This window comes from Mycoplasma sp. 4079 (assembly GCF_047785185.1).
GTDB lineage: Bacteria > Bacillota_I > Bacilli_A > Mycoplasmatales > Metamycoplasmataceae > Mycoplasmopsis.
The window spans coordinates 54675-71517 of record NZ_JBLNNG010000001.1; the positions used below are offsets into that span (position 1 = coordinate 54675).

The following is a 16843-nucleotide window of genomic DNA, read 5'->3' on the forward strand; positions in this document are numbered from 1 at the left end:
GTCATTAACCTTGATTAAAAATGTAATTTTATTTTTTATTTGCTGTTCTTCTATTATTCTTCATCAATAACTCTAATTTAATTTAAATTACTTATGCATTTAAATTACAAAACTAAAAAGCTTACTTTAATAAAATAATAAAAAATGAATACTATTATAGTATTCATAATTTTAAACATTATTTATTTGGCTTAGCGATTAAGAAATTAATGTTTTTACCAAGTGAAGATCATTTTTGCTCATATCCTGTTTGAACATTAGTTCCATTATACTTTGATGAATGTAAATCAGTTGTCATATCAATGATATTTCAATTATTTTTATTCAATGATTCTATTGAAAATTCAAATAACTTATCATTATCGGTTTTAAAGTATAAGCAACCTTTTTCAGATAATAATTGTTTGTATTGGTCTAAAAATGTTTTGTATGTTAATCTTCTTTTTTCGTGAGCTTTTTTAGGTCACGGATCTGAAAAAGTTAATCAAATTGTGTCTATTTTACCTGTAAATAATTCGGTTAAATTACTTGCATCTTTAGTGATAATGAAAAGATTTTTTAAATTAAGTTCATTAATCTTCTTAAGAATTTTATTAGCTACTGTTGGATATTTTTCAAAAGCATAATATGTAATATTAGGATTTTGAAGAGCTAATTGAGCAATCATTTCACCTTTACCTGCTCCAATTTCTAAAACATTATTTTCTTTCAAGTTAACTGGAAATTCTTTAATTAAAAAGTCAGAATTTGCTAAATTTGCTTCAGCATTTTTATCATATCTCAATCTCATGGTTTTATTATAATGTATAATTTAAAAATCGCTATATGAATAGTTAAAAAGAATTTTTATAAGGAGCTAAAATGAGAATAATAGCAGGTAAATTACGTCACTTAATAATAGAACAACCGGATTCAAAATTCACTAGACCTACAGGAGATAAAGTCAGAGAAGCTGTCTTTTCATCAATTCAATTTGAAATTGAAGACACAACTTGTTTAGACTTGTTTTCAGGTTCAGGAGCTTGAGCTATTGAAGCTATCAGCAGAGGTGCAAAACACGTTGATGCAGTTGAAAAACAAAGACAAGTTTTTACTGTAACTAAAGCAAATGTTGCTAAAACTAAAACAGATAATCAAATAAGTTTATTTAATGATGATGCTTTACATTTTTTAAGTAAGACAAGTAAAACTTATGATTTTATCTTTATCGATGCTCCATTTGCTGAATATGAATTAGTTAATAATTCACTTTTAACAATTTCGCAAAGAAGTTTACTAAATGAAAATGGCGAAATTATTTTAGAAACTGATAAACCTAATTTAATTGTCTTACCTGACAATTTACAAGTTTATAAAGAAAAACAATATGGAAAGGTTTATATCTTAAAAATATGTCTAAAATAAACAAATATACCTTACGACAAGAGTTAAAAGTTAAATGCAGTGAAATTAGTTACGAAGGTTATGGTGTTTATAGAGATGAAAATAACTTTCCTATTTTCATAAGTGATTTATTACCTAATGAAGAAGCAATTATCAAGATAACAAACTTATATAAAAATTATGCATTTGGATGCATTGTTAAACATTTAACTTTTTCTGATGATAGAAACTCTGAATTTCAATGAACTCCATCAGCACCATTAGTCACTTTAAAATATCCTGCTCAAATTAAATTTAAAAATAACTATTTCTATAATTTACTTAAAAGAAACTTGCAAAACATAAATTTAAATGAAGTTTATTCTCAATTTACTCAATCTCTAATTCAATTTGAATATAGAAATAAAGTTTCTTATAAATTAAGCGTTCAAAATAATAAGTTGACTATCAATGAAATCAATCAAAAGTCTAATGAAATAACAGACGCTAATAATTTATTCTTAGTTAAACCAATCATAAAAGAAACAATCAGTCATATTTTAGATACAATTCAAACATTTCTGGAAAACACTAGCAAATTAAAAAACTTGAAAATGTTTGAAAAAATCACATTAAGAGCAAATTCAAAAAATCAAATTGATGTTTGTTTATCAATTCACACTGATTATGATTTACCTAATAAATTAGTTAAATTGCTTAATGAAATTACACAAGTTATTTCACTAAGTATCAAGAAAAAGCATAGTGTACAAGTCTTATTTGAAAAAGAGCAATTCAAAATGCAGTTGAATGATAAAGAGTTCATTTGTAGCATTCAATCTTTCTTTCAAGTAAACGATATTGTTGCATCAATGATGTTCACTAAGATAAAAGAGTATGTAAATAGCAAAAACAATATTAAAACTATTTTAGATGCATATTGTGGAGTTGGTACAATTGGTCAAATTGTTGCTAACAAAAATAATTATGTATATGGTTCTGATATTGTCTCAAGTGCAATTAAAAACGCAAATAATAACAAACTTTTAAACTCTGTTAGTGGTGAATATAAAACAATATCTTCTGATGTTTATTTCACTAAGAATGTTTCTAATCTAAAGGACAGCATTTTAATTTTAGACCCACCACGTAGTGGAATAAGTAAAGAATTCATTGATTGAATAATTGAAAAACAAATCAAAAATATTGTTTATATGTCTTGTGATGTTAAGACATTAACAAGAGATTTACAATTAATTTTAGAAGCTAATTCTTATAAAATAACTTACATTCAAGGTTTTGATATGTTTCCTAATACGCCGCATATTGAGGCACTTGTTTTCATCGAAAAAAAATAGTCTTGCGACTATTTTTATTTTGCGATTGCATATATTCCTGAAAGTATCATTGAAATAAGAATATATGTTGAAGCGACTATTCCTGTATACAATAAGTTTTTATGCCAAATCTTTTTGTTTGTGTGCAATGAAGCAAAGAATGAACCGGCACAAACATAGATGTTTGTTGGGAATGAAAATTCCTTAAAAACTAGTGCACAAGCTAAAAGTGCTACATATGTTGTTAATCCACCTATTGTATCAGCCATAACATATGAGTTTAAGTTTTCTGTTATTGTATGTTGAATAGTAAATAAGACTGATGCAAATATAATGATTTGTGTTACATCTTTGAAAGTTGAATAAGTCTTGATTGAAGTCTTATTCATATTTGAAACTTGAAGTTTCTTATATTTTCTTGATATTAAGCCTCAGATGTTTCCTGAAAATATCGAAGCAAGTATATGTGCTAAAAATAGCAAGAATAAGTTGAGGAATAATATTGTTTTATTATTTAAGTTTTTGTTAAATAAGTAAATAAAAACATAAAAAAGAGATACAACTGGGTTTATAACAGGAGGAACGTTTTTACTAATGTCATTGTATAAATCATTTTCAAATTGGTAAACAAGTCCTCTGAGAATAAAGTATGAAAGCAATCCTGCAGTGAATGTAGCTAAACCATATGTAAATGGAAATATAAATTTTAATTTAGCATATTTTTTGCCTACATAAGTTAGTAGCAGTGACATAGTTGATAGAAATGTAACTGCCAAAAACTCTGCAACAAATAGTTCTCATAAAAATTTCTTTGTTAATATAAATTCCACTGTAAATCCTTAATATGTTTACTGGTATTTGATTTGAGTTTTATTTAAATTAAATTATTGTTTATTTACTTCTTTTTTTGATTGTTCAATTTGTTCTGGTTGTTTTTCTTCAACCACTTTTGTTTGTGTAGTTGTAACCGTTTCTGTCGTTGTAACTAATTTAACAGCTTTAAATGCTTTTCTTACATAGAAAATTCCTGAAAGAATCGCAAATACTAAAGCTACGTAAATTGGGATGTTTAAAATGTATCTAACAATTTGTTGATGTGATGTTGCATTTAATCTTGCATAATGCAATCCAACTGTAACAACTAATGTGATTGTAAGTCCAATAGCTAAAACAAATGTTTTAATTTTTCCTCATTTACCTGCCGATACATCGTGTCCTTTTGATGCTAAAAATACTCTAACACCATCTACAATAATATCTCTTAATAAGAAAAGTGCCATAGCTCAGAAAGGTAAAACATTAATTACAGCTAAATAAACAAGTGTTAAGTTAACCATTAGTTTATCTGCAATTGGATCTCAAACTTTTCCAAACACAGATACTAAATTACGTTTTCTTGCAATTGCTCCATCAAAGTAGTCTGTGACCATAGCTCCAATAAAAATTGCAAGGATTAATAAATTAATAATTGTAAGTGCAATTTTGTAACCTAGAACGCTACCTGAATTTGCTGAATTTTCTAATGCAAAATATGATGCACCAGCTTGGTTTGTTCCTAAGTAAATTAATAAAATGCTAATTGACATTAATAGAAGCATTGGAACAACTAAAATGATTCTAATTAATGTAAGTAAGTTTGGTAAACTGATTTTTTTCTTTTCTTTTACAACTTTTACTTTTTTAATTTTCTTTTCCTTTGTTGAACTCATTTTTAAAAATCTCCTCCATTTTGTTGTGTAATTCAGCTTCTTCTTTATAAATTTGATTAATTGAAGCTTCATTGTATTTTTTAACTTCTGCAAAAGCTTTTTCTTGGTTTGTATTAAAGTATTCTAAAACGTTAGGGATTTTTTTAGCTCATAAGTTGGAATTGCAATCTCTAAGTTGTTCTAAGTTTTTAATAAAAATTTCGTGAGCAGGGTTTTTGAATAAGAATTCTCTAAATTCAGGTGATTTAAACACTTTAACAAGAATATTTCTAGTGTTATTGTTAATTTCTGACATTGTGTATTCACCAATTGATGGTACAAATTCATCGTGTTTTACTTTGTTAAGTTTGATTAATTTGTTAACCATAACGTTAAGTTCATAAACATACACGATTGCTTCTTGTGTAAATTCAAAGTGCGCTTGTCTTTGTTTTTTCTTTGCAATTTTGTCCTTAATGAACTGGTATAAGATGTATGATGCTAAAGCAAGTAAAACAACACCAAGGATAACTCAAATTGCTATATTTAATTTATTATCAGGCATAACATCTCCTTTCTATTTTGTAGTTATTTTTAATTTTCATTTAGGTTCTTTTGCTACTACGTATTCTTTGATTAAATCATCTAATTCTTCAGGTGTAAAAGTTCTTCCTTCTAACATCGATTGATGTAAGAAGTTTCCATATCCTCTGTAGTCAAATGAATTAGCAGGTTGATATAGTACGTATGAAATTTTTCCACCAGTTGATAGTGTTCTTGAAATTTCAATGTCTACATCCTTTAGTTCTTCTTTGATTAATTTTAAGTTTTCATTTGCTTCTTTTTTAGCATTAACATAGTTTTCTGCTAATAAAACGATTTTTTCAATATCAATTGTTTCATGTTGCATAAATTCTCCTTAAATTCAATGAGCACTGTGTGCTATGAAAAGAACTAAAATGTTAAGACCGAAGAAAATCAACGTTGATAAAGCATCTGATAATGTCGCTAAAATTGGAGCAGACATAACAGCTGGGTCTTTTTTAAATTTAATAGCTACAAGAGGAATAATTGTTCCTAAGAATTTAGCAAAGATAACTACAAAAAATAGTGATAATGAGCTTGCTAAAATAACAAATGAAAGAACTCCTCAACTTGCTGTTTTACCATCACTTTCTCTAAATGATGGAATTGCAAAGTAAATATAAAGTCTGGCTACATTGACTACGAACATAATCGCACCAATAATAGCACCAATGGATACTTCACGACCAACTACTTTTCACATATCTTTAGTTCCAATTTCACCTAAAGAAGCTGCACGAGTAATTGTTGTGGAAGATTGAGAACCTGCATTTCCAGCAGCTCCTGAAATAATCGGAATAAGTCCAACTAAGATAGCAGAAGAAATTGCAACATTAATTCCGTTAACAAATCCTTCAGAAACGTCAGTGAATTTTTGAATAATAAATTGAGATAAAGTAGCTGAAATCATTAAGATAATTAATCATAAAACACGAGATTTAACAATTTGCATAATTGTTGTTTTAAGATAACTTTCTTCAGCAGCTTCAGGGTTAATCCCAGCAAGCTTATACATATCCTCTGTTGCTGAATCTTGAATAACATCGATAACATCGTCAGCTGTAATCATACCGATAAGGTATCCATCAGCTGTAGTTACTGGCAATGTTGATCTATCGTGGTCAGCAAATATGTTAGCTGCATTTTCTTTTTTATCATTTGGATGAACTGTTGTAACAACGTTGTAAAGTTCATCTAAAGTTTCTTTTTCATCATCTGCAAAGACTAATTCTTCAAGTGTGATGTCTCCAAGTAATTTCTTTTGATCATCTACAACATAGAAATTGTGTGTAAGTTCAATGTTGCTTCTATAGTCTTTTTTGATTTTTGAAATAGCTTTTTTGACTGTTCAATCAGATTTAAGAACAGACATATCAACGCTCATAATACTTCCGATGCTATCGTCATCGTAAGATAAAATGTTATTTAATTTTTGTCTTTTTTCTGCATCTGTTTTAGACAAAATGTATTTTGTAATGTTAGCTGGTAATTCTTCAAGAACGTCGGCTAACTCGTCAGTTTGAAGTTCTTGTAAAACTTCCATACCTCAATCTTGAGTGAATGATTGAGCTAAATTAACTTTTGTATCATCATCTAAATAAGCAAAAACGTCAGCAGCATCTTTAGTTTTAAGCACCCTTAAAATGTAAAGTTGCTCATTGATTGTTAATTCACCAAGTGCCTCAGCAAAGTCTGCAAGAGGATATTTTTCAAGCAACAATCTAACGTCTTTAATTTTTTTAGCAGCAATGAGAGTTTTTAAATTTTGTATTAACTCTAATTTTTGTTCTTCTGTGAAGTTCATATTACTCACTTAAGTACTTAATTAAATCTTCTTGGAAATGATCTAATTCAGTATCTATCATTGCTCCGTTTTTGATGATTTTAATTTGTCCGTTTTCTTCTGAAACTACAATCGTAGTTGCATCTGATTGTTCAGAAATTCCTAAAGCAGCTCTGTGTCTTGAACCATAGTTAGCTTCAAAACTTCTTTTTGTGATTTTGTAAAATGTAGCTGCATAGTAGATTTTGTTATCTCTAATAACTACAGCTCCATCATGCAATGGAGATGTTTTGTTAAAAATCGAAATAAGCAAACTACTTGAAATGTTTGCGTTAACAACAACACCATCAGTTCTTAAGTTATCAATGTTATCATTGTTTTCAATCGTAATAAGAGCACCAATTTTGTTTTTTGATAAGTAATCAACTGTTTCTCTTAATTGGTTAATTAAACGAATTTGACTACTTTTTCCTAATTTTTCATATTTTGATTTTCTGATTTTATTTCCAACAAATGTAGAAATCATTGGTTTTAAGAAGTAACCTAAAAGCCCTAGGATTGCTATAAAAGTTAAGCAACCTATAACTAATGAAATGATTGCAACAACATTCATTATGCACCTTTAACAAAATATGCGATTAGGATGATTAGCACCATTACAAGTAATGTGAAAACTATTCCAAGAATGTTAAAAGTTAAATCTTTTTTGTATCAAGGAAGAGCTTTTTGTGATTTTCTGTGTTCTAATGCTTCTTTTTCTGCTTGTGCTTTAACACGAGCGTTATTTATCTCATTTTTTCTAAATTCAATTAAGTCAATGAATTTTCTTTTTTCTTTAGTTTTCTTATCCATATTGACTCCTTTTTTATATTTACTTTTTTAATTTATATAATTTTAAATTGTTTTTTTTAAAAATAAAATTTTTAAACTAGTTAAATAAGCATTGCAGAAAGTGTTTTTAGTTGATTAGCAAATTAATTTTTGATTTTAATATCAGCTAAATTAGCTAATTTTAAATTATGCAATTGCAAAAATTGCATAAAAAAACAGTTCTTTAGAACTGAGAAAAATTAGCATAATTTTGTGATTAAAATATTCTTCAAAGACATCGATTATTTTAATTAAATCATACCTTTGTTTTTGAATCATCTACTTCGTTTTCGTTTGGAATATTGAAGTAGTTTAATAATTCTATAGAAGGATTTTCTTTTGATGCATCTGCAGCATCTTCTTCAACTTTAAGAATTTCTGTATCTTGAGTTTGTAACTTGATTTCTTGTTCAATAATACCTTGGACATCTTCAAGAATAATTGTGTCTTCTTTGATGCCTTCTAACTCATTGATTTGTTCTATAACTTCAACTTTTTCTTCTTGCACATAGATGTTTTTGTCAACTTGCTCATCTTCACCTGAGCCGATTACAGTGATTTTGAAAAATCCTGCATTGTGTGGTGTATTGATAATTTCTTGACCTATCTTGATAGCTTCTGATTCATTAGCTTCATCAATGTTTAGTTTTTTGTAAACACCCATGATTGCTTCTTGAATTTGAGCTGATGTTGTAGTCTGATCATATTGCAAGTTAATTAATAATCTCGAAGGTGCAAATAATGGATAATCATAATAGTTTGGTTCAAAAAGCTTGTTAAGTGCTTTTGAAACTTTTGATTCTCCTGAACCTTGTGTAACGTTAATGATTGATTTACCTGAATTTGTCAATGCATTTTTAAAATCAGCAAAGTCAATGTTGATAAATCCTACTTTGTTTAAAATGTCATTAATTGCAACTACAATATTTTTTAAACTTACGTTAGCTAATCTGTATAAGTCTGCACTCGGAACTGAAGGGTTCAATTCTGAAATTTTTTGGTTTGATAAAACTAAATATGCGTCTGTATTTTGTTTAAGATTTTCAATACCATTTGTAGCTATTTTATTTCTTGCTTTACCTTCATATGTGAATGGTGTAGAAATGATACCTAATACTAATGCACCTTGCTCCTTGGCAATTTGGGCAATTAATGGTGCTGCTCCAGTACCTGTTCCACCACCAAATCCAGCAGTTACTATTACAATTTTTGAACCGCTTAATTTTTCTTTAATATCTTCAATACTTTCTTTAGCAAGTTCTAATCCAAGTTCTGGATTTGAACCGGCACCAAAACCATTGTTACTTTTTCCAAGAGTTAATTTATTTTCGCATTTACTGTATTCTAATGCTTGAGAATCTGTGTTTGCAGCTATGTAATTGATGTTTGGCAAATTTTCATCAATCATCATATTTACTGCATTATTTCCTGCGCCACCAACGCCAATGATGGTGATCTTAAAGTTCTCTCATTTTTTATATGGACTATTTTGGGTTAATTGATCCATTTTTTAACTCCTTATTTATGGTTAAAAAGGTTTGTAAAAATTCTTGCAAAGATATTTCTTTTTGATCTTGAATAATCTATTCTACTAATAATAGTGTTGTTTTGATCTTTTTCAATAAGCATATTGTTACTTTGTAAAATAGCTTGCTGAATTAATTTGTTTTCTAAAGTAAATAAAGTAAAAACATTGTCAGCTAATAAATTTTGAACACGTAGCTGATTGAAATTGTTGCTAAATGATTCTTTTAAATCATTTGCGATAAATTCATTTTCTGAATTTACAATTAAGCTTTTTAAGTTTGGTAAATCTAAATGTTTTCTATTTAGATTGTAAAAATCTAAAACTAAGTTTGATAAGTGTTTTTTAAATTCATTGTATTTTGCTACAACAAATTTGTAAACTTCAGCATCTTCATCAAATCCATTTGAAAATTCATCTAATCTTGTGTGGTAATCAATCATATTGGCAACTAGTTGATTATTTACCTTAAGATGATTTGCTAATTTATTAACTAAGTAATTTAATGAAATATTGTCATATTTTTTGTAGTTGAAAATTTTTCCATTTTTAACTACAAAAAGTGATAAATAATTTTTGTTTAAGTCTACAGCAATACTTTGAACAGCTGTATCTGTAATTTTACTTGCAACTAATTGTGACTTAAGATAGAAAGTAACTTTTAAGTTTGTTTCTGAATAAGGTTTAGTGAACATTTCTTTTAATATTTCTAAGTTTGTTCTATCTAAACCTGTGTCAAATAATGAAAATAATTGACTGATTTTTGTGTACTCTCTATCTGTAGGTACATTTGCATATTCTTTGCTAATATCACCTTTAACTGTTGTTCAGTTAATTGTTGGTGAAGTGATGAAATTCTCTAAGTTTGAGAATTTAATGTGTTTTTGCATTAAGTTTTCAAGTGATTTTTCAACCTCTGAAGAGTTAATTAGATTGTTGTTATTATCTAATTGATTGATAAATCTAGAAAATGATAAGTTTTCAAATAAATTGTCATCAAAAATTACATTTAACTCTAGCTCACTATCATTTACAACTGTTTTTGTTGCTACAGCGGCTTGCTGATATCATGCGTCAAAAGTTATAATGTCAAATGAGTTATATTCTGAAGTACGACTTAAAACATTGAAGTAATTATCATTTTGATATTTAACAAGTACAAATTCTGCATTTGTATCTGTTATATGATAGTTTGCTATGTACTTGCTCATAATTACTCCTTTATTTTAATTTTTTAATAATTCTTAGTTTTGCACTTCTTGATCTATTGTTTTCTTCAATTTCTTGTTTAGAAGCTTTGATTGATTTAGTTATAAATTCTTTTTGTTCTTGAATTGGCATTTTTGATGGTATTTTAGATTTGGTAACTTCTGCAAATGCATTTTTTACCATTTTATCTTCGATAGAATGGAATGTAATAATGCTTAAAGTTCCATTTGAATCTAACATACCAAGTGCATTTTCAAGTAATTTTTTTAATGAATCAAGTTCATTGTTAACTTCAATTCTGATTGCTTGAAAAATTGCTTTAGCTGGATTTTTTTCTCTAAGTAATGCAGCTGGATATGCATTTTTTATGACATTAACTAACTCTAATGTAGTATTAATTGGACGATTATTACAAATGGCCTTCGCAACTTTTTTATTAAGTTTTACATCAGCGTATTTTCATAATATATCAGCCAATTTATCTTCATCATAGTAGTTAACTACATAATAAGCATCAAGTTCTTGCGCTTGATTCATACGCATATCAAGTTTTGCATCCTTGTTATATGAGAATCCACGTTCTGCTTGATCAATTTGTGGTGATGAAATTCCTAAGTCAGCAATAATCCCATTGACTTTAAAGACATTTTGTTCGTGTAATTTTGAAACAAAATCTTTAAAGTCACTTTTAATAAGTGTGAAATTATTACTTATTTTTTCAAGTCTTGCTTTTGATTGTTCTAAAGCATAATCATCTTTATCAAAAGCATATAAGTGACCTGTTGTAAGTTTTTTTAATATCTCTGATGAGTGACCACCCATTCCTACAGTTAAATCAACATAAATTCCATCTGGTTTTATATCCAGCGAATCTACTGTTTCCTTTAATAGAACTGAATAATGTAATTTACTTTGTTCCATGACCTGAAAGAGTTTGAGCGATATTTGCTATATCATCAAGAGAGTATTGATTGTTGAATTCATCGTATTTTTCTTTTGATCATAGTTCAGCAATTGAACCTACACCAATGAAAATAACTTCTTTTTTGATGGATAGTTTGTCAATGATAATTTTTGGTAATGAGATACGGTTTTGATTATCAAGGTCGATTTCGTAAGTGTTTCCTAAAATGTATCTTGCGAGAATACGTGCATTTCTATCAAAACGATTATTTTCTTCAATCATTCTGATGTAAGCTTTGTATTCTTCGATTGATCTAATTTCAGCATTACCATCAAAACCGATGGTAACAAAAACTTTCGAACCGAGTTCATCTCTGAAGACCGGTGGAATGACCACACGGTTCTTATCATCTATGTTTCTTGAGTATTCGCCGTACATATTTACCACTTCCTCCCACTATCCACCATAATTCTACACCAAATTAGACAAGCATTTAAAAAATATTTATTTTTTTAGCAAAATTTTTTAGATTTTTCATAAATGTGAAAAATTCAAAAAAAATCAGACTTACTCAAAATCTGATTTTTTTGAATTTTTGATAGTTTTTATGCAGAAAAATACACTTTTTCCATTTTTTACTAATTTAATAGATTAAATTAATTGAGAGAAAATTGATGAAAATTAGTCAAAATTTACAAATATTTAAATAATTAGTGAGAGAAACTTTAAGAAAAAAATATTCAGCTTAATAATAAGTTGTTATTTTCATGAAAAAATTGAAAAAATTCTGATAATTTGCTCGATTTTTCTCAATGAATTTAACTTGCTTTAAATGAATCATAAATAACTATTTGAAAAAGTTTAAGGTGGTATTTTTTAATAAAAAACCTGCGCAATAAAATTGAGCAGGACTTTGAATTATTATTAATTTGCTGGAGCAGTTATTTCGTTTGAAGATGAGTTTGAAGCTCGTTGCTTTTTACGTTCCTCTTCTTCTCTTTTTGCAACTAATTCATTGATTTTGTTATCTAAGTAATTATCTATTTGATGAACATATTCATTAGTTTCAAAATCGATTCTGCCATCATAGTATGGAGTTAAATCAATCTCTTTAATTGAAACTTTAGATAATTGAACACTCATTTCCCTGTATTTATCTAAAGGTTTTTTGATGATGTTATCCTTGATCATATTTGTATGTTCACCATCTAACAACTCATTGAATTCATACGTCTTGTAGAATGAAGAATAAATTTTTCTAACAATATCATTAATTGAATAATTTACGACTGAAATCATATTTAAGTTGTAGTTCAGAATGAATTTGATCTTTTCAATCATAGGTGCATATTCAGCCTCTTTTGGATTATTAATTAATGAAGCTGAATACAAATTAGCTTGACTTAATAACATATTGTTGTATTCATTAAATTTTTCTTGTTCATCTTTCTTTTGTAAGTCTTTAAGAATTTTGTGTGAATATTTCTTTTGCCTAATTTCTTCATTAATTTGATCAAATTGAGCTTTGTTTTCAGGGTTATTAGTAAAAACTGCATCAATGTTCTCTTGATTATTTAAAAATTTAGAAACAACATAAAGGTTATTTGCAATGTTATTAATTAACTCTGATGCTTTTGAACTTTGGATATTTGTATTTACATATTCATTTATTAAATCACTAACTTCAGTAACATAGTTTCATTCTCTTGGATTTATACCGTAAATATATAAATAAAGTCCTAGAACAGGAAATTCATCAGATCTTGCTAAAGTTGGTTGCTTTCCAAAAAGATCTGCTTGTACGTTAATTTGATTAATTTTAGCTTTAATTGTAGCTGTTCATTTTTCATATTCAATAGCAGCAAACGTTTCACCCTCATCTCTTTTTTTAGCTAATCTTTCTTTAACAACTTTATATGAATCATTTGCATTTTGCACAGCTTTTAGTAAGTAGAATAACTCAGTTTGGTTTTCATTATTCACTTTATTTTCAAGATATTTTGCAAGTTCATCAAATCTAGAAACTTGATATTCAAAGTCATCTACTGAACCACAAGAAACTGATGCAACAATAGGAAAAGCAACAACTGGGGTTGCTAATAATGATAAAAATAATTTATTTTTCTTTTTTAACATAATTTTAAATTGTATATTATTTGAAATTTAATTTAAATAAATTAAAGTTTTGGTTGCTAATATTAAAAATATGATTTAAGTAAAATAAATTAGATAAATAAAATTAAAAAAGGAATAAAATATAAGCATATTTCATTATTACAGTTTTTTATATAAGGAGATTAAATATGGCTAAATTTAAACGTGTTTTTATGATTGTTACAGATGGTTTAGGAATTGGACCAGATAAAGATCAAAAACGTTTTGGAGATGATGGTGCAAACTCAATTAGATCTGCATCAATGGTTGATGAATTTAAAATTGACACTTGAAGAAAATTAGGTATTGGAAACATTACAGACTTAAATGGTGACTACAGACAAAAAAACCAAATGGGTTATGTTGCTAAAATCCAAGAAGTTTCAAATGCTAAAGATACATTAGCAGGACACTGAGAAATGATGGGAATTAAAACATTAGTTCCATTCCCTACATTTGCAGAAAACGGATTCCCACAAGAATTAATCGACGAATTATCAAAAGCATTTGATGGACGTCCAATTGTTGGAAACAAAGCTGCGTCAGGAACAGATATTATTAATGAATTAGCACATGAAGAAAAAGAACGTGGAGCAATCATTGTTTATACATCAAATGACTCAGTTCTTCAAATTTGTGCTCATGAAGAATGAACAGGTTTAGATAACTTATACAAATATGCAAAAGCTGCACGTGAAATTTGTTCATCACGTCCAGAATGAAACGTAGGTAGAATTATTGCTCGTCCATACATTGGAGAAGAGGGTAACTACACAAGAACATTCAACAGACATGACTATGCAAACCAACCACGTGAAATGATTTTAAATGAATTACAAAAAGCAGGTGTTGAAGTTATTTCTATCGGTAAAATTAACGACATTTTCGTTGGACAAGGTATCTCAAGACACATTCCATCTGGTTCAGATGAAAAAGGAATGGATGCTACAATCGAATTAGCTATGCAAGATGGAGAAAATCAATTTATCTTCACAAACTTAGTTCAATTCGACTCACACTTTGGACACAGAAGAAATGTTCGTGGATACGCACAAAACATTGCTGACTTAGACGTTAAATTAGGAAAATTAATCAACGTTCTTAAAGAAGATGATTTATTAATCATGACAAGTGACCACGGAAACGACCCTCTTTACCCTGGGTTCAACCACACAAGAGAATACTTACCACTTACAGTTTACTCTAAATCATTCAAATCACCAAAAGTGTTACCAGTTCTTGAAGGGTTAGGAACAACAGGAAACATTGTTGCTAGAAACTTTGGTGTTGATATTGTTACTGAAACAGGTGAAGATATTTTCGACAAATTAGTATAGTATTTATTCAACTCATCAAGCTTATGCTTGATGTTTTTTTGTTTCAAAATTTATCTAAATTACAACTAAATGTGTAAATTTTTCACACTAAATTGCAGTTTTTTATGTTTTTCTTTCCTTTTTTTTTTTTTTTTAGAATAAGGGTTAGAAAGGGTGAAATTATTTAGTTCATAAGACCAAAAAATACACAAGAATACAACATTCCATTCTCCACAACTCAATTATTCATTTTGTTTAGATTTAAAAAACTGATTTTCATTAAACGCACATCTAATTAATTAATCTAACAATTATTAATTATTAAAGTTAATCTCAACTAATTGAATATAAATATTTTTCTAAGTTTCACAAGTAATCAATTGAGCTAAAATAATTTCATTCTTTCTAAATGTTAATATTTAAATTTAAAAATTACACAAAAGGATTAAAAAATATGCAAAAGAAATTTTTATCAGTACCTATATTAGTATTATCAATTTTATTTCAAATTTTAATCTTTGTTTTAATGGGATTACTTGTATCAGCAGGTGTAGCTGTAGCTACAGCTTCATCAACTGGTGCTGGCCTTGAAGATCCAGCCACTGTTGGATTTGTTGGTGCCAGTGTAGGTGTGATCCTTGTTTCACTTTTAATGAGCGCAATTGGTTTAGCTTTATTTATTATGCAAATCATTGCTGCTGTTAGAATTAAGGATGAAAATAAAACAATTATGGCTTTATATATCGTTGGATTTTTCGTCCCAATTTGTACTTTAATTGCAGCAGGTATGGCTATTCACAAAAAATTATACTAATATTAAATTTATAAAATCAAATAGAAAAATAGAGAATAATACAAAAGTTCTCTATTTTTTAATATAACTGTTTTCAAAATTAGAAAATCCACATTAAAAACTAAGGAATTGATTCAAATTTATGTAATTCATAGCAAAAAGTGTAAATTTTTCACATTTTTTCACATTAAATCAAAGTTTTTTAACTTTCTCTTTGCTTTTTTTTTTTTTTTTTTTAGAATAAGTAGTGGGAGGAATAAAACAATTAAAAATAATATTCTAATATCTATCATAATACCAAGATTTTTCTAGTTTATTACTTACAATAAATTACCATTTGTTCTTTTTAATATTTTATTGATTCGTTTTTATGATGGTAGTGTTATCTAACAATCACAGTAATTAAAAAAATAATAACTTCATTATAAATTCAATAATGTAATGTTTCGAAAAGTTACTTCTAATGTACAATAATCAGTAATTTCTTTTCGTTATGTATGATTATTAAATTCAATATTTATTATATTTAAGGATAGATGTATGTAATTTAGTTCAATGTTTTAAGTGATTCAATAATAAATAATTAGTTTTACTCCTTCTAAATCTAAAAGTTTCTATTTAAACAAACTTTATAAAAAGGGTTACTTCAATATGCAGAAGAATTTTTTATCAATTCCAATATTAGTTTTATCCATTTTAACAATGGTATTTTTTATAGCATATGGATTAATATCTACTTTTGCTGCTGTTCTATTCAGTGATACCAATAGTTCTGGAGGTCAGTTACCGCTTATCATTATTAAAGCTAATGTAACCTTAACTCTATTACCTGCTGCAGCTATGGCGTTTTCATTATTTGTTATGTGCATTGTAGATGCAGTTAGAATTTCTGAATGAAATAAAGCAACTATGGTGTTATACACTATTGGTGTATGTATACCCCCTCTTTTACTATTGCTTTCATTCATCGGTTCAATCATAGCCATTGCTAAAAAGCAATATTAATATTAAAATTTATAAACTTAATATCAAAAATAGAGAGCAGTAAAATACTCTCTATTTTTGATTCTTTGTTTTTCTATAAATAAACTAATTATTACTAATAAATTAGAATACTGCGAATTTTTTCTATTTTATATATGAAATTTTAACGATTTTGCAAATAACAAAAATACTTATAATTATTGCATGCGTTAGATTCGAGAATGTTGGTAATGAAATCTTTGCTTTATACATAGTTAGCTTTTTCATTCCATTTTGTCCTGAAGCTGCTGTAATGTTAACTTATCGAAGAGGATTGGTAAAATATAATCAATT

General features: G+C 27.6%; 18 protein-coding genes. 4 read left to right on the forward strand and 14 right to left on the reverse strand.

Features of this window, described 5'->3' with window-relative positions:
• Positions 1–178 precede the first annotated feature (178 nt).
• Positions 179–790, reverse strand: a complete 612-nt coding sequence (gene trmB, locus ACMZI9_RS00220; protein ID WP_416099010.1) for a tRNA (guanosine(46)-N7)-methyltransferase TrmB — start codon at positions 788–790, stop codon at positions 179–181.
• A 71-nt stretch (positions 791–861) separates the two neighbouring features.
• Here trmB and rsmD point away from each other — a divergent pair, with 71 nt between their 5' ends.
• Positions 862–1404: a 16S rRNA (guanine(966)-N(2))-methyltransferase RsmD gene (rsmD, locus tag ACMZI9_RS00225; protein WP_323176428.1), complete on the forward strand. Its 543-nt coding sequence runs from the start codon at positions 862–864 to the stop codon at positions 1402–1404.
• Positions 1392–2720: a 23S rRNA (uracil(1939)-C(5))-methyltransferase RlmD gene (gene rlmD / locus ACMZI9_RS00230; protein WP_323176429.1), complete on the forward strand. Its 1329-nt coding sequence runs from the start codon at positions 1392–1394 to the stop codon at positions 2718–2720. The genes rsmD and rlmD overlap by 13 nt, the downstream gene beginning before the upstream one ends.
• 14 nt (positions 2721–2734) lie before the next feature.
• Here the strand turns inward: rlmD and ACMZI9_RS00235 are convergent, their stop codons facing one another.
• The 12 genes from ACMZI9_RS00235 to ACMZI9_RS00290 form a co-directional block, all read right to left on the reverse strand.
• Positions 2735–3475, reverse strand: a complete 741-nt coding sequence (locus ACMZI9_RS00235; protein ID WP_416099011.1) for a hypothetical protein — start codon at positions 3473–3475, stop codon at positions 2735–2737.
• 108 nt (positions 3476–3583) lie between these two features.
• The gene (gene pgsA, locus ACMZI9_RS00240) at positions 3584–4408 is read right to left on the reverse strand and encodes a CDP-diacylglycerol--glycerol-3-phosphate 3-phosphatidyltransferase (RefSeq protein ID WP_323176431.1); all 825 of its coding nucleotides are present in this window, start codon (positions 4406–4408) and stop codon (positions 3584–3586) included.
• A complete protein-coding gene (locus tag ACMZI9_RS00245) occupies positions 4380–4952 on the reverse strand; it encodes an MHJ_0274 family protein (protein WP_323176432.1) in 573 nt (190 codons plus the stop codon). Before ACMZI9_RS00245 ends, pgsA begins: the two co-directional genes overlap by 29 nt.
• A 12-nt stretch (positions 4953–4964) precedes the next feature.
• A complete protein-coding gene (locus tag ACMZI9_RS00250; protein WP_323176433.1) occupies positions 4965–5297 on the reverse strand; it encodes a hypothetical protein in 333 nt (110 codons plus the stop codon).
• Between the two features lie 9 nt (positions 5298–5306).
• The gene (gene mgtE / locus ACMZI9_RS00255) at positions 5307–6776 is read right to left on the reverse strand and encodes a magnesium transporter (protein WP_416099013.1); all 1470 of its coding nucleotides are present in this window, start codon (positions 6774–6776) and stop codon (positions 5307–5309) included.
• A 1-nt stretch (position 6777) separates the two neighbouring features.
• On the reverse strand, positions 6778–7368 hold the full coding sequence (locus tag ACMZI9_RS00260) for a diadenylate cyclase (protein ID WP_257089643.1): 591 nt from the start codon (positions 7366–7368) through the stop codon (positions 6778–6780).
• Positions 7368–7607, reverse strand: coding sequence for a hypothetical protein (locus ACMZI9_RS00265; protein ID WP_416099014.1), 240 nt, complete (start codon positions 7605–7607; stop codon positions 7368–7370). Before ACMZI9_RS00265 ends, ACMZI9_RS00260 begins: the two co-directional genes overlap by 1 nt.
• Positions 7608–7872: 265 nt before the next feature.
• A complete protein-coding gene (locus ACMZI9_RS00270) occupies positions 7873–9132 on the reverse strand; it encodes a cell division protein FtsZ (protein ID WP_416099015.1) in 1260 nt (419 codons plus the stop codon).
• A gap of 11 nt (positions 9133–9143) precedes the next feature.
• Positions 9144–10361: an MAG3720 family protein gene (locus ACMZI9_RS00275; RefSeq protein ID WP_416099016.1), complete on the reverse strand. Its 1218-nt coding sequence runs from the start codon at positions 10359–10361 to the stop codon at positions 9144–9146.
• A gap of 10 nt (positions 10362–10371) precedes the next feature.
• Positions 10372–11280 carry a 16S rRNA (cytosine(1402)-N(4))-methyltransferase RsmH gene (gene rsmH / locus ACMZI9_RS00280; protein ID WP_416099017.1) on the reverse strand — a complete coding sequence of 303 codons (909 nt, stop codon included), beginning with the start codon at positions 11278–11280 and terminating at the stop codon, positions 10372–10374.
• Positions 11267–11701, reverse strand: coding sequence for a division/cell wall cluster transcriptional repressor MraZ (locus ACMZI9_RS00285; RefSeq protein ID WP_257089633.1), 435 nt, complete (start codon positions 11699–11701; stop codon positions 11267–11269). Before ACMZI9_RS00285 ends, rsmH begins: the two co-directional genes overlap by 14 nt.
• 486 nt (positions 11702–12187) lie before the next feature.
• Positions 12188–13399: a hypothetical protein gene (locus tag ACMZI9_RS00290; RefSeq protein WP_416099018.1), complete on the reverse strand. Its 1212-nt coding sequence runs from the start codon at positions 13397–13399 to the stop codon at positions 12188–12190.
• 167 nt (positions 13400–13566) lie between these two features.
• On the opposite strand from ACMZI9_RS00290, the gene ACMZI9_RS00295 reads away from it, so the two are divergent.
• Entirely contained in the window at positions 13567–14754 is a 1188-nt protein-coding gene (locus ACMZI9_RS00295) for a phosphopentomutase (RefSeq protein WP_257089628.1), read from the forward strand.
• A 433-nt stretch (positions 14755–15187) separates the two neighbouring features.
• Complete coding sequence (locus ACMZI9_RS00300; RefSeq protein ID WP_323188561.1) at positions 15188–15547, forward strand: hypothetical protein; 360 nt, start codon at positions 15188–15190, stop codon at positions 15545–15547.
• 620 nt (positions 15548–16167) lie between these two features.
• Here ACMZI9_RS00300 and ACMZI9_RS00305 read toward each other — a convergent pair.
• Positions 16168–16506, reverse strand: coding sequence for a hypothetical protein (locus tag ACMZI9_RS00305; RefSeq protein WP_416099019.1), 339 nt, complete (start codon positions 16504–16506; stop codon positions 16168–16170).
• Between the last annotated feature and the right edge of the window lie 337 nt (positions 16507–16843).